General features: G+C 64.2%; 13 protein-coding genes. 9 read left to right on the plus strand and 4 right to left on the minus strand.

Features of this window, described 5'->3' with window-relative positions; translation table 11 throughout:
• The coding region (locus ACN4F8_RS01805) for a hypothetical protein (protein WP_419472012.1) at positions 1-218 on the minus strand (218 nt) is incomplete at its 3' end.
• A gap of 3 nt (positions 219-221) precedes the next feature.
• Positions 222-740, minus strand: a complete 519-nt coding sequence (locus ACN4F8_RS01810; protein ID WP_419472013.1) for a hypothetical protein — start codon at positions 738-740, stop codon at positions 222-224.
• Between the two features lie 297 nt (positions 741-1037).
• Between ACN4F8_RS01810 and ACN4F8_RS01815 the strand changes: the two genes are divergently transcribed.
• From ACN4F8_RS01815 to htpX, 9 genes are all read left to right on the plus strand, one after another.
• The gene (locus ACN4F8_RS01815) at positions 1038-1955 is read left to right on the plus strand and encodes a LysR substrate-binding domain-containing protein (protein ID WP_419472014.1); all 918 of its coding nucleotides are present in this window, start codon (positions 1038-1040) and stop codon (positions 1953-1955) included.
• A gap of 276 nt (positions 1956-2231) precedes the next feature.
• Positions 2232-3131, plus strand: a complete 900-nt coding sequence (locus tag ACN4F8_RS01820) for a transporter substrate-binding domain-containing protein (protein WP_419472015.1) — start codon at positions 2232-2234, stop codon at positions 3129-3131.
• A gap of 107 nt (positions 3132-3238) precedes the next feature.
• The gene (locus tag ACN4F8_RS01825) at positions 3239-3994 is read left to right on the plus strand and encodes an amino acid ABC transporter permease (protein WP_419472016.1); all 756 of its coding nucleotides are present in this window, start codon (positions 3239-3241) and stop codon (positions 3992-3994) included.
• Position 3995: 1 nt separating this feature from the next.
• On the plus strand, positions 3996-4667 hold the full coding sequence (locus ACN4F8_RS01830) for an amino acid ABC transporter permease (protein ID WP_419472017.1): 672 nt from the start codon (positions 3996-3998) through the stop codon (positions 4665-4667).
• A gap of 24 nt (positions 4668-4691) precedes the next feature.
• Positions 4692-5429 (plus strand): amino acid ABC transporter ATP-binding protein, encoded by a 738-nt coding sequence (locus ACN4F8_RS01835; RefSeq protein WP_419472018.1) that lies wholly within the window; start codon positions 4692-4694, stop codon positions 5427-5429.
• Positions 5430-5529: 100 nt separating this feature from the next.
• On the plus strand, positions 5530-6576 hold the full coding sequence (gene pyrC, locus ACN4F8_RS01840; protein ID WP_419472019.1) for a dihydroorotase: 1047 nt from the start codon (positions 5530-5532) through the stop codon (positions 6574-6576).
• Positions 6576-7343, plus strand: a complete 768-nt coding sequence (locus tag ACN4F8_RS01845; RefSeq protein WP_419472020.1) for a DUF3025 domain-containing protein — start codon at positions 6576-6578, stop codon at positions 7341-7343. The genes pyrC and ACN4F8_RS01845 overlap by 1 nt, the downstream gene beginning before the upstream one ends.
• Entirely contained in the window at positions 7340-8725 is a 1386-nt protein-coding gene (locus tag ACN4F8_RS01850; RefSeq protein WP_419472021.1) for a glutamine synthetase family protein, read from the plus strand. Before ACN4F8_RS01845 ends, ACN4F8_RS01850 begins: the two co-directional genes overlap by 4 nt.
• A 96-nt stretch (positions 8726-8821) precedes the next feature.
• Positions 8822-9694, plus strand: a complete 873-nt coding sequence (gene htpX / locus ACN4F8_RS01855; protein WP_419472022.1) for a protease HtpX — start codon at positions 8822-8824, stop codon at positions 9692-9694.
• Positions 9695-9758: 64 nt separating this feature from the next.
• On the opposite strand, the gene ACN4F8_RS01860 is transcribed toward htpX, so the two are convergent.
• Together ACN4F8_RS01860 and ACN4F8_RS01865 are read right to left on the minus strand one after the other, a co-directional pair.
• Positions 9759-10487, minus strand: a complete 729-nt coding sequence (locus ACN4F8_RS01860) for a glycine zipper 2TM domain-containing protein (RefSeq protein ID WP_419472023.1) — start codon at positions 10485-10487, stop codon at positions 9759-9761.
• A gap of 76 nt (positions 10488-10563) precedes the next feature.
• Positions 10564-12402 (minus strand): NAD(P)/FAD-dependent oxidoreductase, encoded by a 1839-nt coding sequence (locus tag ACN4F8_RS01865; protein ID WP_419472024.1) that lies wholly within the window; start codon positions 12400-12402, stop codon positions 10564-10566.
• Between the last annotated feature and the right edge of the window lie 41 nt (positions 12403-12443).

Below are 12443 nucleotides of genomic sequence, written 5' to 3' on the forward strand. Positions count from 1 at the left end.
AGCTCTCCTTGATTGAAGTTCCTACGATTGCTTCGTTCAATGAAATTACCTGCTTCAGATGCAATGCTCTCACCTAGGTACTTCGCCCAAAGAGCGCTTGTGTATGCGTGGCGAAAAGAGTCAAATTGAGGATCTTTGTTTCCTTGTGTTTTGCCCAGAGAAATCCAGGCTGCCTCTGCTCGCTCTTCCCACCAAACGCGACTGAACATTGTGCTCATTGTTTACTCCTTTAGGATAAACTCCACCGTCGGAATTGACGGTGATTCTGAAAAATGTTTTTGTACCAAAAACAAGCCAGAGGTTTTCGGTTCAAAACAGTCTGATTGGGTAGCAAGTTTCACTACGATTGATTCATCTATAAGTAAAACTCTTGTTGTTTCTCCACCTCGAAATGCAATTAGGTACCAAGTGCCATCTTCACTCGGGAGCTCTAAATTTTTCACCACCCGCCTCTGAGCAGAACTCGTTTTTTCGTCGCGGAGTCCTCCTTTATAGGAGTGAAATACGCAAATCTTTTCTTCTGATGTCTCGAAAATTGAAGCAATTGGATGGGAGCCAAGGGTGAGCAACTCTCGAGGTACTTGAGTTTCGTTGATCAGGCGGTCAAGATAGCGGGCGCGGGAGAACTCGCTCCAACCGACAAGCGTAAGAAAAAATAAACTAGTCATAACCAAAAAAATGGTCACCGCCACCAATGAATTGATGACAAGTTTGAGTATTTTCCGTTGATTAAAGTGCATGGAGAGATGAGGTGAATTGATCAACAAGTATCGTTGAGATTCCAAAAAGGGCTGCGACGTTGCTTTCTAGAGCCATAAACTAAAAATCAATCTTTGAAGACGTGATCAAGCAATTCTGGGTGAACTTCAGATATGGCAACTCTCTCTTTCCATTCGTTTTGTAGCTTTTGGTTTAGGTCCTAGCGACCGATCGCGCCACCATACAGAAGCTCAACGCCGCGTACGGTTGGGGGGTATGCCTTTCGGAGGGACAGCCGGGATGTGTAGCTAGTTAGCGCCGCGCCATAATCGCGCCCCATGGAAACCAAGTGGCTCGAAGACTTTGTCAGCCTGGCTGAGACCCGCAGCTTCAGCCGCTCTGCGCAATTGCGCCATGTGACGCAGCCGGCCTTTTCGCGGCGCATCCAGTCGCTGGAGGCCTGGGCCGGCACCGATCTGGTGGACCGGTCGTCGTACCCCACCCGCCTCACTCCCGCCGGCCAGACGCTCTATGACCAGGCGCTGGAGATGCTGCAGGCCCTGCAGAGCACGCGCGCCATGCTGCGGGCCCACACGGCGGCGGCACAAGACGTGATCGAGTTCGCCGTGCCGCATACGCTGGCGTTCACGTTTTTCCCCTCGTGGCTCTCGGGCCTGCGCGAGACCTGTGGTCCGATCAAGAGCCGCCTGATCGCGCTGAACGTGCACGATGCGGTGCTGCGCCTGGTTGAAGGCAGTTGCGACCTGCTCATTGCCTACCACCACGAGTCGCAGCCGATCCAGCTCGATGCCAACCACTACGAGATGCTGCCGCTGGGCCGCGAGTTGTTGTCGCCGTATGTGAAACCCACCGCCACGGGCGCGCCCAGCCATTCGTTGCCCGGGCTGGTCAACCAGCCGCAGCCCTACCTGGCCTATGCGCCTGGCGCTTACCTGGGCCGTGCGGTGGACCAGATGCTCAAGCAAAGCAGCGTTCCGGTGCACCTGGACCGCATCTACGAGACCGACATGGCCGAAGGCCTCAAGGCCATGGCACTGGAGGGGCACGGCATCGCGTTCCTGCCGGCCAGCGCGGTGCGCAACGAAGTGGCTGCGCGAAAACTGGTCTCGGCCGGCGGCGAACTGGAGACGGCGCTGGACATCCGCATCTACCGCGAGCGGCCCGTGGCGCGCAAGGCCAAGGGGCCAGTTGAAAAATTCTGGAACGATCTTCGCCAACGGCTGTGCGTTTCCTGATTCCCGGGTCTTTGACCCGTCTAGCGCGCACGGACGGGCTTTGCCATTGGGGTAAATTCGGACATGAACGGTTTGCATGACCGGCGCTGCAAAGGGCATTGGCGTTCGCAGGCGGCGCTGGTTACATTGGTGGTCTGAGCCTTACCCAGTGGGGTTTCCCGGGTGGTACGGACGTTGCATGCAACGCATCATTCACGGGTCCCCGTCGTTGAGCGGGGGTCGCATCCCGATGAAAACCGTTCACCTTTCGTTTTTTTCACAAGCAAGGAGATAGATATGAAGAAACACCTGCTCGCATGGGCCGTGACCGCACTGGCCGCCAGCAGCGCCCTGGCTCAAACCGGCGACACGCTGGCCAAGATCAAGGCGTCCGGCAGTGTGTCCCTCGGCGTGCGTGAGTCGTCCGGCCTGGGCTACACCCTGGGCAACGGCAAGTACGTCGGCTTCCACACCGAAATGGGCGAAATCGTCCTGTCCGACATCCGCAAGCAGCTGGGCATGACGGCGATGGAAGTGAAATACCAGCCGGTCACCTCGCAGAACCGCATCCCCCTGGTGCAAAACGGCACGGTGGACCTCGAGTGCGGCTCCACCACCAACAACGCCACGCGCCAGAAAGACGTGTCGTTCGCCGTGACCACCTACGTGGAAGAAGTGCGCATTGCGGTGAAGGCCAACTCCGGTATCAACGGCATCAAGGACCTGGCCGGCAAGAGCGTGGCCACCACCACCGGCACCACCTCGGTGCAGACCCTGCGCAAGAACGAGCGCGCTGGTGGCATCGACTTCAAGGAGGTTTACGGCAAGGACCACGCCGACAGTTTCCTGTTGCTCGAATCGGGTCGCGCCGACGCCTTCGTGATGGACGGCTCCATCCTGGCGGCCAACATCTCCAAAGCCAAGAACCCCGCCGACTTCAAGATCGTGGGTGAAGTGCTGTCGGTCGAGCCGATCGCCTGCATGCTGCGCAAGGACGACCCCGCTTTCAAGAAGGCCGTGGACGACAGCATCAAGCGCCAGATCGCCGACGGCTCGCTCGCCAAGCTGTACGACAAGTGGTTCATGCAGCCGATCCCGCCAGCCAACGTGAAGATCGGCCTGCCGATCTCTGATGCCACCAAGGCGGCCTGGGCTGCGCCGAACGACAAGCCGATGGAAGACTACGCCAAGAAGTAAGCGCGCAAGCTTCTGGCACGCCCCTTCAAGTGGACCATTTGAAGGGGCATTTTTGTAGGCACCCGCGATCCGCGCGGTGCCGTGGGCAGTAAAAAGAAAGGGCTCTTATGGCCTGGGATTGGCAGGTGTTCTGCGAAGACACCATCGAGCGGCAGCCGGTGCAGGGCTGCTTTGGCAAGGGAGGCGACATCACCTACCTGGACTGGATGCTGTCGGCCTGGGGCTGGACGGTGTCGGTCGCGCTGCTGGCGCTCTTGCTTGCGCTGGTGATCGGCGTGGTGATCGGCACGCTGCGCACGCTGCCTGATCGACCCATGGTGGTGCGTCTGGGCAACGCCTGGGTGGAGCTGTTCCGCAACATCCCCTTGCTGGTGCAGATCTTCCTCTGGTACCACGTGCTGCCCTCCATGTTCAATGTGCTGCAGGGCGTGCCGGGCTTCGTGCTGGTGGTGTTCGCCCTGGGCTTCTTCACCTCGGCGCGCATCGCCGAGCAGGTGCGCTCGGGCATCCAGGCCCTGCCACGCGGCCAGCGCTACGCAGGCATGGCGATGGGTTTCACCACCTTCCAGTACTACCGTTATGTGCTGCTGCCCATGGCGTTTCGCATCATCATTCCGCCGCTGACCAGCGAGACGATGAACATCTTCAAGAACTCCTCGGTGGCGTTCGCTGTGTCGGTCTCCGAACTCACCATGTTCGCCATGCAGGCACAGGAAGAGACCTCGCGCGGCGTCGAGGTGTACCTCGCCGTGACCGGCCTGTACATCATCTCGGCCTTCGCCATCAACCGCATCATGGCGGTCATCGAGAAGCGCGCGCGCATACCGGGCTTTGTCGTGGCCGGCGGAACAGGTGGGCACTGACATGAACCTCAACCTCGACTTTTCCTTCTACAACTGGGACCTGATCAGCAACTTCGTGCTGAAGGGCCTGTACTTCAGCGTGATGTTGACCATCGTGGCCACCATCGGCGGTATTCTTTTCGGCACCGTGCTGGCGCTCATGCGCCTCTCCGGCAAGAAGTGGCTTGAGGTGCCAGCCACGATCTACGTCAACGGCATGCGCAGCATTCCGCTGGTGATGGTGATCCTGTGGTTCTTCCTGCTGGTGCCGCTCTTGATCGGCAAACCCATCGGGGCCGAGATGTCGGCGGTGATCACCTTCATCGCTTTTGAGGCCGCGTACTTCAGTGAAATCATGCGCGCGGGCATCCAGTCGATCCCGCGCGGTCAGGTGTTCGCGGGCCAGGCGTTGGGCATGAGCTATGGGCAGAACATGAAGCTGGTGGTGCTGCCCCAGGCGTTTCGCAACATGCTGCCAGTGCTGCTCACGCAGACCATCATCCTGTTCCAGGACACCTCGCTGGTGTATGCCATCGGCGCCTACGACATGCTCAAGGGCTTCGAGGTCGCGGGCAAGAACTTTGGTCGCCCGATCGAGGCCTACCTCGCCGCCGCCGTGGTGTATTTCGTCATGTGTTACGCACTGTCGTGGTCCGTCAAACAGCTGCACAAAAAGATCGCCATCATCCGTTGATGCATCCGTTATTCAGGAATTGCCATGATTGAACTCAAGAACGTCTCCAAGTGGTACGGCAGCGTGCAGGTGCTGACCGATTGCTCCACCAACATCCAGAAGGGTGAAGTGGTCGTGGTCTGCGGTCCCTCGGGCTCGGGCAAGTCGACCCTCATCAAGACCATCAACGCGCTCGAACCCTTCCAGAAGGGCGAGATCACGGTCGACGGCGTGCCGGTGCACGACCCCAAGACCGACCTGCCCAAGCTGCGCAGCCGCGTGGGCATGGTGTTCCAGCACTTCGAACTGTTCCCGCATTTGTCGGTGACGGAGAACCTCACGATCGCGCAGATCAAGGTGCTGGGCCGCAATCCCGACGAAGCCAAGACGCGCGGCCTCAAGATGCTCGATCGCGTGGGTCTGTCGTTGCACAAGGACAAGTTCCCGGGCCAGCTCTCGGGTGGCCAGCAGCAGCGCGTGGCGATTGCGCGCGCGCTGTCCATGGACCCGATCGTGATGCTGTTCGACGAACCCACCTCGGCGCTCGACCCCGAGATGGTCGGCGAGGTGCTCGACGTGATGATTGGTCTCGCCAACGAAGGCATGACCATGATGTGCGTGACGCACGAGATGGGTTTCGCGCGCAAGGTCAGCAACCGTGTGATCTTCATGGACGTGGGCGGCAAGATACTCGAAGACTGCTCCAAGGACGACTTCTTCGGCAAACCCGAAGACCGCAAGCCGCGCACCAAGGACTTCCTCAACAAGATCCTGGCGCACTGAGAGTGCACCCCCCGCCGCGCTTCGCGCGACCCCCCTGAAGGGGGGGGCGCACCCTGGGGGGTGACGCCGCAGGCGGCGCGGGGGGTGACAATAGCGCCCCATGAACACCCGCGCCCCCGACACCCTCACCATCACCCGCCCCGACGACTGGCACCTGCATGTGCGCGATGGCGATGCCTTGCGCACCGTGGTGCCGCACACCGCTGCCCAGTTCGGCCGCGCGATCATCATGCCCAACCTCAAGCCGCCGGTGACCACCGCGGCGCAGGCCGTGGCCTACCGCGACCGCATCCGCGCCGCTGTGCCCGCCGGCATGAGCTTCGAGCCGCTGATGACGCTCTACCTCACCGACAACCTGCCCGCCGACGAGATTGCTCGCGCGAAAGACGCCGGCGTTGTCGCTGCCAAGCTCTACCCTGCAGGCGCCACCACCAACAGCGACGCCGGCGTGACCGACATCCGCAAGACGCACAAGACGCTGGAGGCCATGCAGCGCGCCGGCCTGCTGCTGCTGGTGCACGGTGAAGTGACCTCGCCCGACATCGACCTGTTCGACCGCGAGGCCGTGTTCATCGACCAGCAGATGATCCCGCTGCGCCGCGACTTCCCCGAACTCAAGGTGGTGTTTGAACACATCACCACCAAAGAGGCCGCGCAGTACGTGGCCGAGGCCGGGCCCTTCACCGCCGCCACGCTCACCGCGCACCACCTGCTCTACAACCGCAACGCCATCTTCACCGGCGGCATCCGCCCGCACTATTACTGCCTGCCGGTGCTCAAGCGCGAAACACACCGCCAGGCGCTGCTGGCCGCCGCCACCGGCGGCAGCGACCGCTTTTTCCTCGGCACCGACAGCGCGCCGCATCCGGCGCACCTGAAAGAACACGCCACCGGCTGCGCCGGCTGCTACACCGCGCACGCTGCGATCGAGATGTACGCCGAGGCCTTCGATTCGGTCGGCGCACTCGACAAACTCGAAGCCTTCGCCAGCTTCAACGGCCCGGCTTTCTACGGCCTGCCGCGCAACAGCGGCAGCGTCACCCTCAAACGCGAAAACTGGACCACCCCCGAGAGCTTCCGCTTCGGCGAGGCCGACCTCAAGCCGCTGCGCGGCGGGGAAGTACTGCCCTGGCGCCTGCAGGCCTGATGCTTCCTGGCGCCTCGCCAGACTGGTCAGCGCCCTGGTTCGCTCCGGTCGCCAACAACGGTCGGGCGGTTCATAGCCATGTGAGCGCCGGCCATGCGCTGCCACAAGCCATGAGCGCGCTGCAGGCTTGTCCCGTGCGCTTCGTGCCTCAGACCGACCTGCCCGCTGGCACTGCCTACGAACAGTTCATCTTCGACACCGGCTGCGTGCCCACGCGCGAGAACCTGCACGACTTCTTCAATGGCCTGTGCTGGTTGCGCTTCCCCATCACCAAGCAGCGGTTGAACCAGCTGCAGGCGGCCGAGATCGCCGCGGCCGGCGTGCGCGAGGTGCGCGGCCCGGTGCGCGATGCGCTCACGCTGTTCGACGAAAACGCGGCGCTCCTGCAGGCGCCCGAACCGCTGTGGCAAGCGCTGACCGAGCGCGACTGGCACCGGCTGTTTGTCACCTTGCGCCCGCTCTGGGCGCAGGCGCGGCTGGTGCTCTTTGGCCACGCCTTGCTCGAAAAACTCGTCACGCCTTACAAGTCGATCACGGCCCACGTGTTGCGTGAGCCGGTGCCCTTGGATCTGGGTGACGACCTCTCGGCTTGGGACGCCTGGCTGGCCCGGGGGCTGAGCGCTGAGTTGCTGGCCACCAAACCGTTCACGCCCTTGCCGGTGCTGGGCGTGCCGGGCTGGTGGCCGGCAAACGACGATCCTGACTACTATGCCGACGCTGGCGTGTTCCGCCCCCGGCGCACCAGCCATCGAATGGACCACCCATGACCTTGCCGATCGCGCCCTCGTGGGCGCACCTCGACCTGTCGCAAGACGCCGACCGCGCCGAGCTCACCGCCCATTTCCAGGCCAGCGGTGTGCGCGATGTGGAGTGTGTGTTTGCCGACGTCACCGGCTACCCGCGCGGCAAGCTCATGCCGGCGGCCAGTTTCGCGGCGGGCAGCGAGCTGCGCATCTGCCAGGCCATCCCTATGCAGTGTGTGACGGGCGAATACTCCTACGACCCGATCTTTCCCGACAGCGACCCCGATGTGCGCCTGGTGCCCGACCTGGCCACGCTCAAGCGCGCACCCTGGGCGAGCAGGCCGCGCTACCTGGCGGTGCACGATTGCGTGGAGCTCGACGGCAGCCTGTGCGAGTTCGCCCCGCGCTCGGTGCTGAAAAACGTGGTGGCGCGCTACCGGGCCCAGGGCCTCACGCCGGTGGTGGCGCCCGAGATCGAGTTCTACCTGACCGCCGCCATGACGGACCCGGCCCAGCCACTCACCGCCCCGCTGGGTCGCGGTGGCCGCCCCGAGGTGGGACAGTCGGCCTTCAGCCTGAACGCGCTCAACGAACTGGCCCCGTTCTGGGACGCGTTCCATGCCGCCATCGACGCCCTGGGCATTCGGGCAGACACCTGGCTGCACGAGGTCGGTCCGTGCCAGTACGAGATCAACCTGCTGCACGGCGACCCGGTGGCGGTGGCCGACCAGGCCTTCCTGTTCAAGACGGCGGCGCGCGAGATTGCGCTGCAGCACGGCCTGAACGCGGTGTTCATGGCCAAGCCCATCGCAGGCGAGGCCGGCAGCTCCATGCACCTGCACCAGAGCGTGGTGGACGCCGAGGGTCGCAACATCTTCAGCCAGGCCGACGGGTCTGCCAGTGACGCGTTCCTGCACTACATCGGCGGCCTGCAGACCTTCACGCCCGACCTCATGCTTGTCTATGCGCCCACGGTCAACTCGTACCGGCGCTATGTGAGCGGCAGCCAGGCACCCACCAACGTGGCCTGGGGTTACGACAACCGCACCGCCGGCCTGCGGGTGCCGGTGAGCCCACCGGCCGCGCGCCGCGTGGAAAACCGGCTGGCCGGCGCCGACGCCAACCCATATCTGGCCATGGCCGCCACGCTGGCTGCGGGTCTGGCCGGGCTGCATGGCCGCTCTTTGCCCAGCGACCCGGTGCAAGGCAATGGCTACGACCAGCCGCGCGGCGTGCCGCGAACTTTTTCCACGGCCCATGACCAAATGGCGCACAGCGGGCACGCGTCGACACTGCTGGGCGAGCGTTTCGTGCGCGGCTACCTGGCGGTCAAGGCGCTGGAGCACGAGAGCTATCTGCGTGAAATCAGCGCTTGGGAGCGCCGGTTTCTGCTGCCGCAGGTGTGAAGAGCGCTGCGGCGCTGACAGCGCGGCATGGCTTGAAAAACGGCGCCGACAGCCCCACTTATCATCCCGTTGTCTTTGACATTCATCGGAGTCCCCATGAAACGCATCTTGCTGTTCGTCCTGACCAACTTCGCCGTGATGGCGGTCTTGCTGGTCACCACCCGCATCCTGGGCGTGGACCGCTTCCTCACGGCCAACGGCCTGAACATGACGGCGCTGGCCGGGTTCTCGCTCGTGATCGGCTTTGGCGGCGCCATCATCTCCTTGCTGATGAGCAAGCCCATGGCCAAGTTCAGCACCGGCGCGCGCGTGATCAACCAGCCGCAAACCGCTGACGAAGCCTGGATCGTGGAGACCGTGCGCCGCTTTGCCGACAAGGCCGGCATCGGCATGCCCGAGGTGGCCATCTTTGAAGGCGCGCCCAATGCGTTTGCCACCGGTGCGTTCAAGAACTCGGCGCTCGTGGCCGTGTCAACCGGCCTGCTGCAGAACATGACCAAAGAGGAAGTCGAAGCCGTGATCGGCCACGAGGTGGCGCACGTGGCCAACGGCGACATGGTCACCATGACGCTGATCCAGGGCGTGATGAACACCTTCGTGGTGTTCCTGAGCCGCGTGATCGGCTACGCGGTGGACAGCTTCCTGCGCAAGGGCGACAGCAACTCGTCAGGCCCCGGCATCGGCTACATGGTCACCACCATCGTGATGGACATCGTGCTCGGTTTTCTGGCCGCCATCATCGTGGCCTGGTTCAGCCGCCAGCGCGAGTTCCGCGCCGACGCGGGCGCCGCCGGCCTCATGGGCCGCAAGCAGCCCATGATCAACGCGCTGGCCCGCCTCGGTGGCCTCACCCCCGGCGAGCTGCCCAAGACCATGCAGGCGCTGGGCATCACCGGCGGGCTGGGCAAGCTGTTCTCGACGCACCCACCGATTGAAGAGCGGATCGCGGCGTTGCAACAGCAAGGCTGATCGGGGTTCCGACCGGCAACAAAAAAGCGACCTTCGGGTCGCTTTTCTTTTGTGCCTGTCCGGGTCAGCGATTGCGGTCCCAGCGGTCGTGGTCCCGGTGGCCATCGCGATGGCCATCGCGAAAGCGGCGATCGTCGTGGCGGTGGCCCGAGCGGTAACCGTTGATGTAGACCACCCCCGGCGACACCTGGTAGCGCGGGTAGTACTGCGTGCCAATGGTGATGCGGGTGTTGGACGGGTAGTACTCTGTCTGCGGGCGGTAGATCGGGGCGTTGTTGTAAACCGGCGGGGCGTAACCCTGAGGGGGCAGGGCGTCCACCGGCGACACGTTGAGGCGGATGGTGCGGCCCGGGTCCTGCGGCATCTGCACGTTGTACTGGCGCCCTGCGTACTCGTAAACCACGTTGTAGGCCACGGTGCGGTTCTCGTAGAAGGTTTGCGTACCGCACTGGCGGTAGGTTTCGGTGTAGGGCTGGCCGGGGCCTTCGACGCGGTTGCCGATGATGGCGCCGCCGATGAGGCCGATCACGGTGGCGGCTGCGCGGCCACTGCCGTTGCCGATGGCGTTGCCCGCCGCACCGCCCGCAATGCCACCGAGCAGGGCGCCCGCGCCCGATGGCTGGCCCTGGTAGGTCACGCTTTCGTCGCTGCACACCTCACGTGGCACGGCCACTTGCTGTACCACCGGCGTGCTGCTGATCACGCGGCCTTGTTCTTCCTGCGCGTGCGCCAGGCCGCTCCCGGCGATGGCGAGCAGGCCTGTCATGACGGGAATGAATGCGGGTGTCTTCATGGGGAACTCCTGATACGGATAAGCCCAAGTTTGCTACGGCGCCAGCCATCCGTGATGCACGGTGTGTAAAGAATCGTCATCGGGCGGGGATTTTTGGGGCCTGCAGCAGGTCGCGCACCAGGGCTTCGGCCACTTTGAGACCATCCACCCCGGCCGAGAGAATGCCGCCGGCATAACCCGCGCCTTCGCCCGCCGGGTACAGCCCGCGCGTGTTCAGGCTCTGCAGGTCGTCGCCGCGCGTGATGCGCAGCGGCGCCGAGGTGCGCGTTTCCACGCCGGTGAGCACGGCATCGGCCATGTCGTAGCCCTGGATCTTGCGGCCGAACACCGGCAGCGCTTCGCGCATGGCTTCGATGGCGTAGGCGGGCAGGGCGGGCGCAAGGTCACCCAGCTTCACGCCCGGCTGGTACGACGGCACGACCTCGCCCAACGCACTGGACGGACGCTGCGCCACGAAGTCGCCCACCAGCTGGCCCGGTGCCTCGTAGGTGCCGCCGCCGAGCTGGTAGGCGCGGGCTTCGAGTTCGCGCTGCAGCACGATGCCGGCCAGCGGGTGGGTCTTGCCTTCGGCCGCGAGCGCGGTGGCCTGCCCGGCGTAGCGCGGTCCGTCGGTGTCGCCGAAAGCGGCGGTCCACAGCGGCGCGTCCTGGGGAAACGACTGCGGAAAATCGACTGGCTCGATGCCCACCACCAGGCCGGCGTTGGCGTTGCGCTCGTTGCGCGAGTACTGGCTCATGCCGTTGGTGACCACGCGCCCGGGCTCCGAGGTGGCGGCCACCACCATGCCGCCGGGGCACATGCAGAAGCTGTAGACCGCGCGGCCGTTCTTCGCGTGGTGCACCAGCTTGTAGTCGGCCGCGCCCAGCAGCGGGTGGCCGGCGTGGCGGCCCCAGCGCGCGCGGTCGATCACTCCCTGCGGGTGCTCGATGCGAAAGCCCACTGAAAACGGCTTGGCTTCCATGAAGACCCCCGCGTCCCACAGGTGCGCAAAGGTGTCGCGCGAGCTGTGGCCCAGCGCGAACACCACACGCTGCACCGGCATGTCGACGGTGTCGCCCGTGGCCAGGCGTCGCACCTGCAGCGACGCGATGCGTTGCTCGCCGCCGTCCTGGGCGAGGGTGAGGCCACACACGTGGTGCTGAAAACGGATCTCGCCACCCAGCGCGATGATTTTTTCGCGCATGGCCTCGACCACGCGCACCAGCTTGAAGGTGCCGATGTGCGGGTGCGCGGTGTAGAGGATTTCGGCCGGTGCGCCCGCGTCCACAAACTCCTGCATCACCTTGCGGCCGAGGAAGCGCGGGTCCTTGATCTGGCTGTAGAGCTTGCCGTCGGAAAACAGGCCGGCCCCGCCTTCGCCGTACTGCACGTTGCTCTCGGGGTTGAGCACATGTTTGCGCCACAGGCCCCAGGTGTCCTTGGTGCGCTCGCGCACCGGCTTGCCGCGCTCCAGCACGATGGGCCTGAAGCCCATTTGCGCCAGGGCCAGCGCGGTGAACAGGCCGCAGGGCCCCAGGCCCACCACCACCGGGCGCTCGCGCTCGTCGGCCGGCCAGCCCGCAGGCGCTTGGCCGGGCGGGTGCCAGGCCATGTCGGGCGTTGGTTGCACGTGGGGCTTGCCCGCGTGTTGCGCCAGCAAGGCGGTTTCTTGCGCGGGATCGGTCAGCGTCACGTCGACGATGTAGACCGCGAGCAGGTCGGCCTTGCGCGCGTCGAAGCTGCGCTTGAAGACGTGGAGGTGCGCGATGTTTGAAGCAGGAATGGCCAGTGCGGCGGCGGCCAGCCGCATCAGGGCCTCCACCGGGTGCGGTGGCGGCTCGCGGTCGAGCTCGGTTTCGGTCGGGGCGTCGGCGGCGCGGCGGTGCTCGGTCGGCACGGCGGCCAGGGGCAGCTTGAGTTCGGAGAGTCGGATCATGGCGGCGGGTGGCTTGTGGCGATCAAGCAATCCAGGGCAAA

Source organism: Hydrogenophaga sp., assembly GCF_048549895.1.
Classification (GTDB): Bacteria; Pseudomonadota; Gammaproteobacteria; order Burkholderiales; family Burkholderiaceae_C; genus Hydrogenophaga.